This is a genomic window from Streptomyces sp. NBC_00989, assembly GCF_045162655.1.
Classification (GTDB): domain Bacteria; phylum Actinomycetota; class Actinomycetes; order Streptomycetales; family Streptomycetaceae; genus Streptomyces.
In genome coordinates, this window is sequence record NZ_CP108728.1 from 5281525 (window position 1) to 5297883 (window position 16359).

The window sequence follows — 16359 nt, forward strand, 5'->3', positions numbered from 1 at the left end:
CACCCGGCACGCATACGGCCGCCGGATGGCACGTTCATTGGTAACCCCGGACCCCGCGGACGCCCAAACCCCTCTTCTACGACGGAACCTAGTACTTCACCATAAAACTTCCACCTTCTTGACAGACCACCCAAGCATCCTGATTCCGTCCCCCGGACGGCGAAATCGGTCATTCGGTTCCACGAATCCCGAGAAGAAAGTCCCTTTTGCCCAGATCGGGGCGGACGACTACCTCCCCTAGTAGGGACCGAATCGCCTGTGCGGCTTGTCACCGGCCGGGGTGATCGCCGGGCACCGAAATGTGGCGCAGACCTCTATACACCTACCGTTCAGTAACCTTACGGTTCCCCTCACGCCACCCTCGCCCGCGACCATGCCTTCTGCACCGACCGGCAGCGCACAGACGTGAGAGGAACCCCCACCCCCATGACGAGACGACGCCCCTGGGCCCGCCGTACCGCCATAGTCGCCGTGACCGCGGCCGCACTCGCGACGCTGACCGTCCCCGCGGAGGCCGCGACGAGCACCACCGCCACGACCGTCGACTACACCACCTGGCAGACCGACTGCCAGACGGTCATGAACCAGGCCCTGCCCTACCTGAAGCAGCGCATCGCGGCCACCGAGCCCGGCGAGAAGCAGGCGATCGTCTTCGACATCGACAACACCACCCTGGAGACCGACTTCGGCTTCAGCTGGCCGCAGCCGGCCAACAAGCCGGTCCTCGCGGTCGCCAAGTACGCCCAGGAGCACGGCGTTTCACTGTTCTTCGTCACGGCCCGCCCCGGCATCATCTACCTGCCGACCGAGTACAACCTCGAACACGACGGCTACGACGTCGACGGCCTCTACGTACGCGGCCTCTTCGACCTCTTCAAGGACGTCGCCGACTACAAGACGGCCCAGCGCACCGCGATCGAGAACAAGGGCTACACGATCATCGCGAACATCGGCAACAGCGCCACCGACCTGTCGGGCGGCCACGCCGAGAAGACGTTCAAACTCCCGGACTACGACGGCCAGTTGTCGTAACCCGTTAGGCTCCGTCCGTTCGCGCGACGACGGGGGTGGAGCGGCGGATGGAGCCCGCGGTACTCGGTGGCAAATTGGCGTCAGGCCTGATCACACCGCTCCTGAAGAAGCTGTTCGTGCCCGAGGCCCCCGGCGCGGGCCTGGTCGACAGACCGATCCGCCTCTCCTCCCTCGTCTCCTTCAAGGGCGAGAAACGCACACTCACGGAACAGGACGTCCACAGGCTCGCCGACCACCTGGTCGCGCGGGCGGTGGACTCCCCCGGCGAGGCACCCTTCCCACCCGACGAACAGCCCTCCGTGGCCGACGCGTTGGCCCGCAGGTTGCTGGCCCTCGGCGACCTGGACATGGACGACGTCCAGGCCGTCCGGCTCGGACACCGGGAACTGGCACGGCAGTTGGAGTACGGCGCCCCGGCCCCCGCCGGACTCTCCACCGACGCCCGCTACTTCCTCGGCAACGCCACCGAGTGGGCCTGCCTCCAGATCCTGGAGTTCTTCACCCGCCGCTCCACGTTCGTAGCCCGCACCCTGGTGGAACAGACCCGCACGCAAGCCGAACTGATCGCCCGCGTCGACGAGTTGATCGCCCGCACCCCACGCCCCGGCACCCAGGACCGCACCTTCGAACGCCGCTACCTCCCGTACGTCGCCGAACGCCACAACCACATCACCATCTACGGCATCGACCTCCGCGACTCCCCGGACCGCTGGCCCCTCGAAGTGGCGTACCTGAGCCTGGAGGCGACGGCGACAGAGGAACGCCATCTCCCCGACGAACACCCCGGCGCCGCCTTCACCGTCCAACTCCCCGCCGAGGAAGCCCTGTCGACCCACGACCGCGTACTGCTGCGCGGCGACGCGGGTTCCGGCAAGACGACGCTGGTGCAGTGGCTGGCGGTGACGGCGGCAAGGGACGGCGACCGCATCCCGTACGTCCTCCCCCTCCGCACCCTGATCCGAGCCGGCGAACTCCCGTCCCCCGCAGCCTTCCTGTCCTCCACCGGCTGCCCCCACACCCCACCCGAGGGCTGGACGGAACGCGTCCTGACCGCCGGCCGCGCCCTGGTCCTGGTGGACGGCCTGGACGAGATCCCGTCGGCCGACCGCCACCGCACCCGGGACTGGCTCCTGTCCCTGATCCGAGCCTTCCCGGGCAACCGCTGGCTCCTGACCTCCCGCCCCACGGCGGTCCGCCCCGACTGGCTCGCCTCCGAAGGCTTCCGCGAACTGACCCTGGCCCCGATGCGCCGCCCCGAGGTGAGGACCTTCGTCGAGCGCTGGCACACGGCGGCCCAGGCCCCGGAGTACGAGGGCCCACTCCTGGACTCCCTCCGCACGAAACGTGACTTGGCACGGCTCGCCACGAACCCCCTGATGTGCGGCCTGATTTGTGCCCTGCACAGAGAGCGGAGGGGCTATCTCCCCACGGGCCGCAAGGAGTTGTACGACGCGGCTCTGACGATGCTGCTGGCACGGCGGGACCGGGAGCGGGGCATGCCCGCACTGGACGGCCCGGAACTGGGCGAGGAAGCCCAACTCGAACTCCTCCAACGCCTCGCCTACCCCCTGGTGTTGAGCGGCCGCACGGAGATGGACCTCGGCGCGGCGGAGGGCATCGTGGAACGGTTCCTGCCGACGCTGGCCTCGGCCACTGGGCAGGGCGATGCGGGGACCGTGCTACGAAGCCTGGTGCTGCGGAGCGGCCTGCTGCGCCAACCCGCCGAGGGCGCCCTGGACTTCGTACACCGGACTTTTCAGGACTACCTGGGGGCGCGGTACGCGGTGGCGGAGGGACATCTCGACGTTCTCGCCAGCCGTGCGGACGACACGCAGTGGGAGGACGTGATCCGGTTGGCCGTGGCGCATGCCCGGCCGCGGGAACGAGCCCGTCTGCTGAAGGAGTTGCTGTCCCGGAACATCCCCAGGCTGACCCTGTTGGCGCTCGCCTGCCTGGAACACACCACGGCCCTGGACCCGGGAACACGGGCGCAGGTCGAGTCACAGGCCGCCGCGTTGATCCCGCCCCGTACGGCGGAGGAGGCGAAGACCCTGGCGGAGGCGGGACCACTGGTACTGGAGCTGTTGCCCGGTCCGGAGGGACTCACGGACGAGGAGGCCAAGAACGTCGCGGTCACCGCCTCGCGCCTCGGCGGGGAGGAACCCGAGGGGGCACTCGCGGTGCTGCGGCGCTTCCGGGAACACCCGCAGATCGACGTACGACGTCAACTGGCAGGCACCTGGGACCGGTTCGACACCGCGGAGTACGCCACCGAGGTCCTGGACCACCTGGAGCGGGCAGGGCTGTTCCTCACCTGCAAGTCGGCCGAGCAGCGCTCGGCCGTCGCCCGGATGCGGCCTTGGCACTGTCTGTCCTTCCTCGGCCCGCACCCGGCCGAGGAAATCCTGGCCGTGGTACCGGCACCGGGGACCGTGACGAGGCTGGAGCTCCGGGACAACCCGCTCCTCACCGACGCGGGCGCCCTGCTGGGGTTCGAATCGCTCCGTGAGCTGTGGCTGTCGTACTGCCCGACCGAGGGGCTGGACCGGCTCTCGGCGCTGCCACTCACCGGCCTCAGCTTCAACCTCCTCGCCGACGTGACCGGGCTACGCGTCCTTCCGTCGATCCGCCGTCTCACGCTCAGCCAGGAGTTACCCGGCGCCGCACTCACCGACGTGCTGCCGGTCCTCTCACCGCTGGAAACCCTCTTCCTAGGCAAGCACAGCACCGACCACACAGGCCTGCGCGGGCTGCGCCACTGGGCCGGGCTGCGCTCGCTCAGCCTCGGTGCCCTGACCGCCGAGCTGACGGTCGCCGACTGGCAGGAGGTCGCCGCACTGCCGGAACTGGCCCACCTCCGCCTGAACGCGGCGCTCATCCGGGACTTCCCCCACTCCATCCACGCGATGCCGGAACTGCCCGGCATCGAAACGTTGCAGGTGACCTCGATGCGCACCGCCGAGGACCTTTCGGCTCTGGTGCCACGGCTGCCCGGGCTGCGTTCGCTGAACCTTGTGGACGACATCGGCGACGAGATTTCCGCCGCTCGTTATGCCGGCCTCTTCCCCGGCGTCGTGATCAACGTGAACCAGGTATGAGTCAGCCCGTAGTCGATCCTGAGCCTGCGCTGTGTCAATCCCGAGAACGGCAAAGGGGCCGGTGCCAAAAGCACCGGCCCCTTTCCCAGCCGTAAAACCCAAACCGCTGAGCCTTACGCCTCCTTGCTCAAATTCGGACCCGCGCCACCGGCAGCGGCATCCTCGATCGGCGGAACATCCGGAAGCGCCGACTTCTCCTCGCCCCGGAAGGTGAAGGTCTTCGCGTCGCCCTCGCCCTCCACGTCCACGACCACGATGTGACCGGGACGCAGCTCGCCGAAGAGGATCTTCTCCGAGAGCGTGTCCTCGATCTCGCGCTGGATCGTGCGCCGCAGCGGACGCGCGCCCAGCACCGGGTCGTAACCCTTCTTGGAGAGGAGCTCCTTCGCGGCCGAGGAGAGCTCGATGCCCATGTCCCGGTCCTTGAGGCGCTCGTCGACCTTGCCGACCATCAGGTCGACGATCTTGAGGATGTCCTCCTGCGTGAGCTGCGGGAAGACGACGACGTCGTCGACACGGTTGAGGAACTCGGGGCGGAAGTGCTGCTTGAGCTCGTCCGAGACCTTGTTCTTCATGCGCTCGTAGTTGGACTTCGTGTCACCCGTGGCCGCGAAGCCAAGGTTGAAGCCCTTGGAGATGTCCCGCGTGCCGAGGTTGGTCGTCATGATGATGACCGTGTTCTTGAAGTCCACGACCCGGCCCTGGGAGTCGGTCAGGCGACCGTCCTCCAGGATCTGGAGAAGGCTGTTGAAGATGTCCGGGTGCGCCTTCTCGACCTCGTCGAAGAGGACGACCGAGAACGGCTTGCGACGGACCTTCTCCGTGAGCTGGCCGCCCTCTTCGTAGCCCACGTATCCGGGGGGCGAACCGAAGAGCCGCGACACCGTGTGCTTCTCGCTGAACTCCGACATGTCGAGGGAGATCAGCGCGTCCTCGTCACCGAAGAGGAACTCGGCGAGGGCCTTGGACAGCTCGGTCTTACCGACACCGGACGGGCCGGCGAAGATGAACGAACCACCGGGACGCTTCGGGTCCTTGAGGCCCGCACGCGTACGACGGATCGCCTTCGAGAGCGCCTTGACGGCGTCCTTCTGGCCGATGACCCGCTTGTGGAGCTCGTCCTCCATGCGGAGGAGCCGGGAGGACTCCTCCTCGGTCAGCTTGAAGACCGGGATGCCGGTGGCGGTCGCGAGGACCTCGGCGATCAGCTCGCCGTCGACCTCGGCGACGACGTCCATGTCGCCGGCCTTCCACTCCTTCTCCCGCTTGGCCTTGGCGGCCAGGAGCTGCTTCTCCTTGTCGCGGAGGGAGGCGGCCTTCTCGAAGTCCTGCGAGTCGATCGCGGACTCCTTGTCGCGGCGGACGCCGGCGATCTTCTCGTCGAACTCGCGCAGGTCCGGCGGCGCGGTCATCCGGCGGATGCGCATCCTGGATCCGGCCTCGTCGATCAGGTCGATCGCCTTGTCCGGCAGGAAGCGGTCCGAGATGTACCGGTCGGCCAGCGTGGCGGCCTGCACGAGGGCCTCGTCCGTGATGGAGACACGGTGGTGCGCCTCGTAGCGGTCGCGCAGACCCTTGAGGATCTCGATGGTGTGCGGCAGGGACGGCTCCGCGACCTGGATGGGCTGGAAGCGGCGCTCGAGAGCGGCGTCCTTCTCCAGGTGCTTGCGGTACTCGTCCAGCGTCGTCGCACCGATGGTCTGCAGCTCACCGCGGGCCAGCATCGGCTTCAGGATCGAAGCGGCGTCGATGGCGCCCTCGGCGGCACCCGCACCGACCAGCGTGTGCAGCTCGTCGATGAACAGGATGATGTCGCCGCGGGTGCGGATCTCCTTGAGGACCTTCTTCAGGCGCTCCTCGAAGTCACCGCGGTAGCGGGAGCCGGCGACCAGCGCGCCGAGGTCCAGGGTGTAGAGGTGCTTGTCCTTGAGGGTCTCGGGCACCTCGCCCTTGACGATGGCCTGGGCGAGGCCCTCGACGACGGCGGTCTTGCCGACGCCGGGCTCACCGATCAGGACCGGGTTGTTCTTCGTACGGCGGGACAGCACCTGCATGACCCGCTCGATCTCCTTCTCGCGCCCGATGACCGGGTCGAGCTTGGACTCACGAGCGGCCTGGGTGAGGTTCCGGCCGAACTGGTCGAGGACCAGGGACGTCGAGGGGGTGCCCTCCGCAGGGCCGCCGGCGGTGGCGGTCTCCTTGCCCTGGTAACCGGAGAGCAGCTGGATCACCTGCTGCCGCACACGGTTGAGATCAGCGCCCAGCTTGACCAGGACCTGGGCGGCGACGCCCTCGCCCTCACGGATCAGGCCGAGCAGGATGTGCTCCGTGCCGATGTAGTTGTGGCCCAGCTGAAGGGCCTCGCGGAGCGAGAGCTCCAGGACCTTCTTGGCTCGGGGAGTGAAGGGGATGTGACCGGACGGCGCCTGCTGGCCCTGTCCGATGATCTCCTCCACCTGCTGGCGGACCGCCTCAAGCGAAATGCCGAGGCTCTCCAGGGCCTTTGCGGCGACACCCTCACCCTCGTGGATCAGGCCCAGGAGGATGTGCTCGGTGCCGATGTAGTTGTGGTTGAGCATCCGGGCTTCTTCCTGAGCCAGGACGACAACCCGCCGCGCGCGGTCGGTGAACCTCTCGAACATCGTTAATCGCTCCTCAGAGCGGTCAGGCAGTAAGGGGACGCTCCCCTCCCTGTCCTTCCGCAGCTTAGTCCCGCAAGCGGGGACCGCTCATTCCAACTGCCGACACCGGACCGAGAACCAACACTGCCTCCTGAACCGTAACGCCGACATCTGCTCCAACCTGATGGTGCGAGACGATGTTCCCGCAGGCCAGGCAGTTACCCTCACCATGAGTACGCCGATGGCGAACGTGAGACGCCCTTTTCTGCGTGTCGCCCCCTCCCACTAGGGATTGTCTTACCCGCACGGACTGACACTCCATGCCGTTCGCACCGGTTCCCTCCGCTACGGGCGAACAACCTTGCGCCGCTCCGCACCCCCGAACGCCCCCTTTTCCCGTACCCAGCGCATTCGTTGGACCACCCAGCGTAACTCTCGGCCCGCTTCGACGGTTGCTCTTGGCATGGTTGGCACAGTCCCCCCTCTCACCACGGTCCCGCTCCCCCGCCGCCCGCTCGATCCGGACGACCGGCAGCGGCACCGGTACGAGAACGAACTGGGGTGGCGCACGGTGCCCGGAGAGCCGCTACGGCTCGTCACGGGCCTGCGATTCGACGTCCTGGACGTGCCGGTCGAGGCCGGGATCGCGGCGCTGTGGCGGCTGGGCCCGGACTCTCCGGTGGCCGTACAGGGCGACCGGATGCGGCTCCTGGTGGCCGCGGGCAGCGCGGAGGAACTCCCGGGGCTGCTGGACTGGCTGGAGTGGGGCGCTCTGGCGCCGACGCTGGATCTGGTGGCGCTCGGCGCGGACGGGCACATGGAGGCACCGTCGTTCCCCGGGGCGAGGCCCGCGGAGGCGCCGCTGCCCGGCGCGGGGTCCACGAAGGGGCGGCCGCTTCCCGCGGGCCGCTCGGGTCCCTTGCAGGGGGCCGCCGTATGGCTGCGACCCCCCGAGCCGGGGTGCGAGGTCGAGGCCTCGCTGCCGACAATGCCGGCCGTGGGGGGCGTGGGGGACGCCCCTGATCTCGTACGACTTGTGGACACGGTGGCCACTCAGTGCCACCGGGTACGGCTGCGGCGCTCGTGCGCTCAGCCGTTGGCCTTCTCGTAGGCCTCGCGAATGGTCGCGGGAACACGGCCGCGGTCGTTGACCTCGTAGCCGTTCTCCTTGGCCCACGCGCGGATCTGCGCGGTGTCCTGGCTGCCACCACCGGTAGCGACGCGGGCCTTTCCGCGGCCGCCCGAAGCGCGGCCACCGGTACGGCGCCCACCCTTCACGTAAGCCTCGAGAAGTCCCCGGAGCTTGTCCGCATTCGCGGTGGTGAGATCGATCTCGTACGTCTTGCCGTCCAGCGCGAACGTCACCGTCTCGTCCGCCTCGCCGCCGTCGAGGTCATCGACAAGAAGGACCTGAACCTTCTGTGCCACCGGATTTCCTTTCATCGATTACTTGCGGGCCTGGGGTCTGCGGCGTCCGCCGTTTCGCCGTCCCCTGTTATATGCAGTACTGCAGTACGTCGGAAAGCAAACCGCTTTTGCTGGAAAAACACAAACCCCTGGGAGAGACGGAGTGAGCTCCCTCCTCCAGAAAGATGTGCGTTTCGGACATAGGGAACCTGGGCAGGGCGACCCGGCCGAATTGAGCGCCGCGATCACAGATGCAGAAGCATCCGGCTGTTGCCCAAGGTGTTCGGTTTCACTCGTTCGAGACCGAGGAACTCCGCCACGCCCTCGTCATAGGAACGCAACAGCTCCGCGTAGACATCGGTGTCGACGGGTGTCTCACCGATCTCCACGAAGCCGTGCTTCGAGAAGAAGTCCACTTCGAAGGTGAGACAGAAAACGCGACGAACGCCTAGCCAACGAGCCGTGTGCAGCAACTTCTCCAGCAACTGATGACCCACACCGGCGCCCTTCAAGCCGGGCTTCACCGCGAGAGTGCGGACTTCCGCGAGGTCTTCCCACATGACATGCAGTGCCCCGCAGCCGACGACCTCGGCGTTGTCGTCCCGTTCGGCGACCCAGAACTCCTGGATGTCCTCGTAAAGAGTCACCGTCGCTTTGTCGAGCAGGATGCGACCGCGGACGTAGGCGTCAAGGAGTCGGCGCACCGCCTCGACATCGCCGGTCCGGGCCCGCCGGACGGTGATGGCTTTCGCGGTGACTTCGGGGTGCTCTGCTGACATGAGCGGACGCTATCGCCCGCCGCCCGAGGGCGCGGAGCCGGGGTTCTGGACGCCATCCGCGGGTTCGGGTGTTTCCGGTCCCTGGACGATGCGTACGGCGCTGCGGAGGGCCTCACGCTGTTCGTCGCTCATCATCCCGAAGAAGGCGACGAGAGCGGCCGCGGGGTTGTCGCTCTGGGACCAGGCGTCGTTCATCAGGGCGGCGGAGTAGGCGGCCCGTGTGGAGACCGCCTCATATCGATAGGCCCGGCCTTCCGCCTCACGGCGCACCCAGCCCTTCTGATGGAGATTGTCCAAAACGGTCATCACCGTGGTGTACGCGATGGACCGTTCCTGCTGAAGGTCTTCCAGGACTTCTCGAACGGTCACCGGGCGGTTCCACTTCCACACCCGCGTCATGACCGAGTCTTCGAGTTCTCCCAATGGGCGAGGCACAGCTCAGAACCATAGTGGAAAAGGAACAAAAAGGGCGTACGACTCGGAAAGCACGCGTGCGCGTGCGGGAGTCGTACGCCCTTGAAGGCGCTGCCTGAAGACGCCGCAGAAAGGCGGAGGTTCAGACTTCGGTGGTCGATGAGGCCTGGCGGGCACTCTCCGCGCGCGCGATGGCGGCGTCGACGGCCGCGTCCTCTTTGGCCTTCATGGCCCCGCCCTGGGTCTTCACGATGACCCGGATCAGTCCGATGAAGAACACGGCCATGACGACCGGGGGCACGAGCGCGGAGACATAGTCCATGTCCTCCAGAGTAGCCACGGGCTCCACGGAGGACGGGGCGGGGTCGGTTCAGCCTGCGGCGAGTTGCTGCGACGGATTCGTGGGGGGCGGTGCCGGTTTGCGCCGGGGGAAGACCTCGCCCGGGGTGGGGACGGGCCGGGACGGCTTCGGGCCCGCGGGCGCCGGCGTCGGCGAGGGCCGCTCGCCGGGCCGCTCCAAGGGCTTGCGTACGGGCTCTTTGGCGTCCTCCCCGACCAATTCCCCGGCCGTCACGGAAAGGCCGCCGGAGAGGCCTCCAGGGAGCGCCAGGAGGCGGGTGCGTGAGGCGGGGACGGTCGGGGCGGGCCGGACGGTCGTACGGCGGGCGAGGCGCGCGCGTACGTCCTGTTCGGCGAGGGCGAGACAGCGGTCCAGAAGGGCGGCGGCGGAGGGGTTCCCGCGCAGCGCCCGCAGCGCGGAGAGGTCGTCGACGTCCGGGCGGTACCCGGCGCCGAGCGCCTCCTCCAGGAGGGTGAGGTAACCGGCGGTGGTGCCGGGCAGGGCGGCGCGGTACCGGGAGAGGTCGGCGACCAGGAAGGCGCGCAGCCGGACTCCCTCGTGTACCGCCTCGTCGAGGGATTCGGCGAGCCGGAGGCAGTCCTGGACGTCCTCGGCCGAGGCGGTTCGGGGCTGGAGGGCGAGGGCGAGAGCGCGACGGAGCACACGCAGCTCCTCCGCACCGAACGCCATGCCGCCGCGGGATCCGTATGGCGTGGGCATGCGGCGACGGTACGCGCTAATCAGACAAATTCGACATAGGGGGCGGGTGTGGCGCGTGGTTTTCGCCCAGGGACGGTCGTCGCCCGCTCCGCCGCGCGCGGAACCATCGTCGGGCGCGGCGGCACCCTGTGCGGGCGGGAGCGGCGGCGACACCGGCGGGCGGGCGCGAGCGAATGGCGCGGGTTGTTGTCGTGTTCGCCGTGCTGAGCGACACCGGCGTGAGCGAGGTCGGCGGAAGGGGTGTCGCCCGCCTGGGCCGCGAGTAGACCCGCACCTCGTAGGCGCGGGCCTGAACGACGCCGACAGAGCGCCACCCGCCAGTACTACTGCTCCGCCGCACTCGGCAGCCGTCGTCAGGCGCGACGGCACCCGGTGGGCCCGAGTGGCGTCGGCACCTCGTGGGGGCACCCGTGACCGACACCGGCGGGGCGCCGCCCGGCAGCAGGCGGCCTCGTCCCGCACCCCGGCGCCGGGTCACATCCGCGAGACGTTCCGCTCGTAGACCAGCCGCAGGCCGATCAGCGTCAGCCAGGGCTCGTGCTCGTCGATCACCGAGGCCTCGCCCAGGACCATCGGGGCCAGGCCGCCGGTCGCGATCACCGTCACGTCCTCCGGGTCGTCCGCCAGCTCCTTGGCCATCCGGGTGACGACCCCGTCGACCTGGCCGGCGAACCCGTAGACGATGCCCGACTGCATCGCCTCGACGGTGTTCTTGCCGATCACGCTCCGCGGCCGGGCCACCTCGATCTTGCGCAGCTGGGCGCCCTTCACACCGAGGGCCTCGACCGAGATCTCGATACCGGGGGCGATGACACCGCCGATGTACTCCCCGCGCGCGGAGACCGCGTCGAACGTGGTCGCCGTACCGAAGTCGACGACGATCGCCGGACCGCCGTAGAGCTCGACCGCGGCGACCGCGTTGATGATGCGGTCCGCGCCGACCTCCTTGGGGTTGTCGGTGAGGATCGGGACGCCCGTCTTGACGCCCGGTTCGACGAGGACGGCGGGCACGTCGCCGTAGTAGCGGCGGGTCACCTCGCGCAGTTCGTGCAGGACGGACGGGACGGTGGCGCAGATCGCGATGCCGTCGATGCCGTCGCCCAGCTCCTCTCCGAGGAGCGGGTGCATGCCCATCAGGCCCTGCAGGAGTACGGCGAGTTCGTCGGCGGTGCGGCGCGCGTCCGTGGAGATGCGCCAGTGCTCGATGATCTCCTCGCCGTCGAACAGGCCGAGGACGGTGTGCGTGTTGCCCACGTCGATCGTGAGGAGCATGACTACTGCGCCTCACGGAGGTCGAGGCCGATGTCCAGGATCGGCGCGGAGTGGGTCAGGGCTCCTACGGCGAGGTAGTCCACCCCGGTGTCGGCGTACGCCTTGGCGTTCTCCAGGGTGAGCCGGCCCGAGGCCTCCAGGGCGGCGCGGCCGTGGACGATGCCGACGGCCTCCGCGCACTCTCCGGGCGTGAAGTTGTCCAGCAGGATCAGGTCGGCGCCGGCGTCCAGGACGTCGCGGAGCTGGTGCAGGGTGTCGACCTCGACCTCGATCGCCACGTCCGGGAAGGCCTCCCGTACGGCCTTGAAGGCCTGCGCGACGCCGCCCGCGGCGACCACGTGGTTGTCCTTGACGAGGGCCGCGTCCGAGAGCGACATGCGGTGGTTGACCCCACCGCCGCAGCGGACCGCGTACTTCTCCAGGGAGCGCAGTCCGGGCGTCGTCTTGCGGGTGTCGCGGACCTTCGCCTTCGTGCCCTCCAGCGCGTCGGCCCACGCGCGCGTGGCGGTCGCGATGCCGGAGAGGCGGCACAGGATGTTGAGCGCGCTGCGCTCGGCGGTCAGCAGGTCACGCGTGCGCGTGGTGACCGACAGGAGCTTCTGTCCGGCCTCCACGCGGTCGCCGTCCTCCACGTGCCGCTCGACCTCGAACTCGTCGGTGCAGACCACGGAGACCACCGCTTCGGCGACCCTCAGGCCCGCCACGACACCGGCCTCGCGCGCGGTGAAGTCGGCGGTGGCGACGGCCTCTTCGGGGATGGTCGCGACGGTCGTCACGTCGACGCCGCCGGCCAGGTCCTCCTGGAGGGCGACGTTGGCGATGTCCTCGACCTCCAGGGGGTCGAGTCCGGCGTCGGCCAGGAGCTCGGCGAGCGCGGGGTCGAGGCCGCACTGCATGTACTCGGCGTCGGCGCCCTCGCCACAGGCACAGCCGTCACCGCAGCCACCGCTGTCGGCGAGGGGAAGGTCGTGGGTGCTCACTTCTGTCACTGCTCCTGGGGACGGTGCTGCCGGGTCGGGGGGAAGTCTGCGGTGTCCGTGGTGTGTACGGCCAGCGTGCGGTCCGGATTCAGCCGTACGACGATGTGGCGGCGCCAGGCGGTGTCGTCGCGGTCGGCGTGGTCCTCGCGCCAGTGGCAGCCCCGGGTCTCCTCGCGCTGCGCGGCGGCGGTGACCAGGACGCGGGCCACGCACAGGAGGTTGGTGGCCTCCCAGGTGTCGACGCCGGGCTCGGCCGTCTTGCCGTTCTCGTCGAGGGCGTCGCGGGCGTCGGTGTGCAGTTGCTGGAGCTGTCCTGCGGCCTTGGCGAGGGAGTCGGCGGAGCGCAGGACGCCCGCGCCCTCGGTCATGATCCGCTGGATCGCGAAGCGTGCTTCGGGGGCGAGCAGCGGGTGCGCGGGCTTCTGGGGGTGCGGGACCGGCTCGGGCACGCGCGCGTGGAGGGCGTTCTCCGCCTGGTTGCCGGTGATGTCGGCGACGATGCGCTCGGCGTAGACCAGGCCTTCGAGGAGGGAGTTGGAGGCGAGCCGGTTCGCGCCGTGCACGCCGGTGCAGGCGACCTCTCCGCACGCGTACAGGCCGGGGACGGTCGTACGGCCCCGGGAGTCGGTGCGCACGCCCCCGGAGGCGTAGTGGGCGGCCGGGGCGACCGGGACGGGCTCGGTGACCGGGTCGATGCCGTGGCTGCGGCAGGCGGCGAGGATCGTCGGGAAGCGGTGCTCCCACATGTCGGCGCCGAAGTGCCGGGCGTCCAGGAACATGTGCTCGGCGTCCTGCTCCAGCATGCGCCGCGTGATGCCCTTGGCGACGATGTCCCGGGGCGCGAGTTCGGCGAGTTCGTGCTGGCCCACCATGAAGCGCACGCCGTGGGCGTCGACCAGGTGGGCGCCCTCGCCGCGCACCGCCTCGGAGACGAGAGGCTGCTGGCCCTCCGCGTCGGCGCCGAGGAAGAGCACGGTGGGGTGGAACTGCACGAACTCCAGGTCGGAGACCTCGGCGCCCGCGCGGAGGGCGAGTGCGACCCCGTCGCCGGTCGACACGGACGGGTTGGTGGTGGCCGAGAAGACCTGCCCCATGCCGCCGGTCGCGAGGACCACGGCGGGCGCGTGCACGGCGCCCACACCGTCGTGCTGGCCCTCGCCCATGACGTGCAGGCTCACGCCCGCCGTACGGCCCTCGGCGTCCGTCAGGAGGTCCAGCACGAGCGCGTTCTCGATGGTGCGCAGGCCACGCGCGTGTACGGCCTCGACGAGCGCCCGGGAGACCTCGGCGCCGGTCGCGTCGCCGCCCGCGTGCGCGATGCGGCGCCGGTGGTGGCCGCCCTCGCGGGCCAGCTCCAGTCCTCCTTCGGAGGACTCGTCGAAGTGGGCGCCGGTCTCGATGAGCCGCCGTACGGCGTCGGGGCCCTCGGTGACGAGGATCCGTACGGCCTCCTCGTCGCACAGGCCCGCGCCGGCCACCAGGGTGTCGTCCAGGTGCTGTTCGGGGGTGTCGCCCTCCCCGAGGGCCGCGGCGATGCCGCCCTGGGCCCAGCGGGTGGAGCCGTCGTCGAGGCGGGCCTTGGTGACGACGACCGTCCGCAGCCCGGCCGCCTCGCAGCGCAGGGCCGCGGTCAGGCCGGCCACTCCGGAGCCGACGACCACCACGTCGGCGGCGATGGACCACCCGGGGGCGGGCGCGTGCAGACGTATGCCTGTGCTGGTCACGAGGCGGCTCCGAAGGTTCCGAAAGCGAGTGGGATGTTGTCGATCAGCCGGGTCGTCCCGACCCGGGCGGCGACGGCGAGGACGGCCTCCCCGGTGAAGTCCTCGTCGACGTCCGTGAAGTCGGACGGGTCGACCAGGGCGAGGTAGTCCAGGGCGAGCGGCGGGTCCAGGCGGGCGGCGTCGTCGAGGACCAGGCGGGCGGCCGCGCGGACGGACGCCGGGTTGCCGGGGCCGGGGGCGGCCTTGGCGACGGCGTGCGCGTCGGCCGCCGCGCGGGACTCCCCTATGGCGCTGAGTGCCTCGGCACGCGCGTGCGTGGCGGGGACTTCGCGGGCCCGCGCGCGCAGCGCCTCCTGGGCGGCGTGCCGGTCGCGGCCCGCGAACAGGGCCTGGGAGAGGGCGAGCGCGGTGCGCCGCTCCCGGGGGGACAGATAGCGGTTGCGGCTGGACAGGGCCAGGCCGTCGGCCTCGCGCACGGTGGGCACGCCGACGATCTCCATGCCGAAGTTCAGGTCGCGCACCATGCGGCGGATCAGGGCGAGCTGCTGGGCGTCCTTCTGGCCGAACAGGGCGACGTCGGGGCGCGTGAGGTGCAGCAGTTTGGCGACGACGGTGAGCATGCCGTCGAAGTGACCGGGGCGGACCGCGCCCTCCAGTCGTTCGCCCATGGGGCCCGCCGAGATGCGCACCTGGGGTTCGCCGCCCGGGTAGACCTCGTCCACGGAGGGCGCGAACACGACGTCCGCGCCCGCCTGTTCGGCGATCTTGAGGTCGGCGTCCAGGGTGCGCGGATAGCGGTCGAGGTCCTCGCCCTTGCCGAACTGCAGCGGGTTCACGAAGACGGTGACCACGACCTCGCCGTCCGGTCCGGCGACCTCGCGGGCCGTGCGGACCAGCGTGGCGTGGCCCTCGTGCAGGGCGCCCATCGTCATCACGACGGCGCGACGGCCCGCACGCGTGCGTGCGTGCAGTTCGTCGGCGGTGCGCAGCAGGATGGTGGTCATCCGGCATCTCCCTCGGTGCCGTTGGCGAGCACTCCGAGGAGGTCCTCGGCGAGTTCCGGCTTGAGCAGCCCGTGGGCCAGGGCCCGGTCGGCGGTCGCGCGGGCCATCGCCAGATAGCCGGCGACGGTCTGGGGGGCGTGCTTGCGCAACTCGGTGACGTGCGCGGCGACGGTGCCCGCGTCCCCGCGCGCGACGGGGCCGGTGAGCGCGGCGTCGCCGGAGCGCAGGGCGTTGTCCAGGGCGGCGCCCAGCAGCGGGCCGAGCATCCGGTCGGGGGCCTCGACGCCGGCCGTGCGCAGCAGCTCCATGGACTCGGCGACCAGGGTCACCAGGTGGTTGGCGCCCAGCGCGAGGGCCGCGTGGTAGAGCGGGCGGCTCTCCTCGGCGATCCACTCGGGCTCGCCGCCCATCTCGATCACCAGGGCCTCGGCGGCCAGCCGCAGCTCCTCGGGCGCGGTGACCCCGAAGGAGCATCCGGCGAGCCGCTGAACGTCCACCGGAGTGCCCGTGAACGTCATCGCGGGGTGCAGGGCCAGCGGCAGCGCGCCGACCCGCAGCGCGGGGTCCAGGACCTTCGCGCCGTACCGCCCGGAGGTGTGCACCAGGAGCTGCCCGGGGCGCACGGCCCCGGTGTCGGCGAGGCCCTCCACGAGCCCGGGCAGGGCGTCGTCCGGGACGGTCAGCAGCACCAGGTCGGAGCGCTCCAGGACCTGCGCGGGCGTGACGACCGGGACGTCGGGGAGCATCAGCGCGGCCCGTCGCCTGGACGCGTCGGACACTCCGGAGACGGCCACCGGGCGGTGCCCGGCCAGTTGGAGCGAGGCGGCCAGCGCGGGGCCCACCCGGCCGGCGCCGACGACACCGACGGCGAGCCGCGCGGGGCGGTCCTTGGGCTCTGGCTGTTGGAATGTACTCACGCGACGGCGGCCTTCCCGTTCCAGTCCGCTCCGGGTACCGGACGATTTCTC

General features: G+C 70.1%; 14 protein-coding genes. 3 read left to right on the plus strand and 11 right to left on the minus strand.

What is annotated here, in order from left to right; all coding sequences use genetic code 11:
• The first annotated feature begins 426 nt into the window (after positions 1-426).
• A complete protein-coding gene (locus tag OG714_RS23060) occupies positions 427-1032 on the plus strand; it encodes an HAD family acid phosphatase (RefSeq protein ID WP_406123665.1) in 606 nt (201 codons plus the stop codon).
• A 47-nt stretch (positions 1033-1079) separates the two neighbouring features.
• On the plus strand, positions 1080-4130 hold the full coding sequence (locus tag OG714_RS23065) for an NACHT domain-containing protein (RefSeq protein ID WP_406123667.1): 3051 nt from the start codon (positions 1080-1082) through the stop codon (positions 4128-4130).
• A gap of 113 nt (positions 4131-4243) precedes the next feature.
• Here OG714_RS23065 and OG714_RS23070 read toward each other — a convergent pair whose 3' ends face one another.
• Positions 4244-6772 (minus strand): ATP-dependent Clp protease ATP-binding subunit, encoded by a 2529-nt coding sequence (locus OG714_RS23070; RefSeq protein ID WP_019064247.1) that lies wholly within the window; start codon positions 6770-6772, stop codon positions 4244-4246.
• A 442-nt stretch (positions 6773-7214) separates the two neighbouring features.
• Between OG714_RS23070 and OG714_RS23075 the strand changes: the two genes are divergently transcribed.
• On the plus strand, positions 7215-7862 hold the full coding sequence (locus OG714_RS23075) for an SCO3374 family protein (protein WP_406123670.1): 648 nt from the start codon (positions 7215-7217) through the stop codon (positions 7860-7862).
• Here OG714_RS23075 and OG714_RS23080 read toward each other — a convergent pair.
• The 10 genes from OG714_RS23080 to OG714_RS23125 form a co-directional block, all read right to left on the minus strand.
• Entirely contained in the window at positions 7841-8179 is a 339-nt protein-coding gene (locus OG714_RS23080; protein ID WP_406123672.1) for an Lsr2 family protein, read from the minus strand. The genes OG714_RS23075 and OG714_RS23080 overlap by 22 nt on opposite strands.
• A 224-nt stretch (positions 8180-8403) precedes the next feature.
• A complete protein-coding gene (locus OG714_RS23085) occupies positions 8404-8937 on the minus strand; it encodes an amino-acid N-acetyltransferase (protein ID WP_019064250.1) in 534 nt (177 codons plus the stop codon).
• Between the two features lie 9 nt (positions 8938-8946).
• The gene (locus tag OG714_RS23090) at positions 8947-9360 is read right to left on the minus strand and encodes a BlaI/MecI/CopY family transcriptional regulator (protein ID WP_078623229.1); all 414 of its coding nucleotides are present in this window, start codon (positions 9358-9360) and stop codon (positions 8947-8949) included.
• A 133-nt stretch (positions 9361-9493) separates the two neighbouring features.
• Positions 9494-9673: a hypothetical protein gene (locus tag OG714_RS23095; protein WP_406131913.1), complete on the minus strand. Its 180-nt coding sequence runs from the start codon at positions 9671-9673 to the stop codon at positions 9494-9496.
• A 48-nt stretch (positions 9674-9721) separates the two neighbouring features.
• Positions 9722-10381 carry a hypothetical protein gene (locus OG714_RS23100; protein WP_406131914.1) on the minus strand — a complete coding sequence of 220 codons (660 nt, stop codon included), beginning with the start codon at positions 10379-10381 and terminating at the stop codon, positions 9722-9724.
• A 504-nt stretch (positions 10382-10885) separates the two neighbouring features.
• Positions 10886-11683, minus strand: coding sequence for a type III pantothenate kinase (locus OG714_RS23105; RefSeq protein WP_200680630.1), 798 nt, complete (start codon positions 11681-11683; stop codon positions 10886-10888).
• A gap of 2 nt (positions 11684-11685) precedes the next feature.
• Positions 11686-12663 (minus strand): carboxylating nicotinate-nucleotide diphosphorylase, encoded by a 978-nt coding sequence (gene nadC, locus OG714_RS23110; protein ID WP_406123674.1) that lies wholly within the window; start codon positions 12661-12663, stop codon positions 11686-11688.
• 5 nt (positions 12664-12668) lie between these two features.
• Positions 12669-14387, minus strand: coding sequence for an L-aspartate oxidase (locus OG714_RS23115; RefSeq protein WP_406123677.1), 1719 nt, complete (start codon positions 14385-14387; stop codon positions 12669-12671).
• Positions 14384-15391, minus strand: a complete 1008-nt coding sequence (gene panC, locus OG714_RS23120) for a pantoate--beta-alanine ligase (RefSeq protein WP_406123679.1) — start codon at positions 15389-15391, stop codon at positions 14384-14386. Before panC ends, OG714_RS23115 begins: the two co-directional genes overlap by 4 nt.
• Positions 15388-16308 carry a DUF2520 domain-containing protein gene (locus OG714_RS23125; protein WP_328680489.1) on the minus strand — a complete coding sequence of 307 codons (921 nt, stop codon included), beginning with the start codon at positions 16306-16308 and terminating at the stop codon, positions 15388-15390. Before OG714_RS23125 ends, panC begins: the two co-directional genes overlap by 4 nt.
• Between the last annotated feature and the right edge of the window lie 51 nt (positions 16309-16359).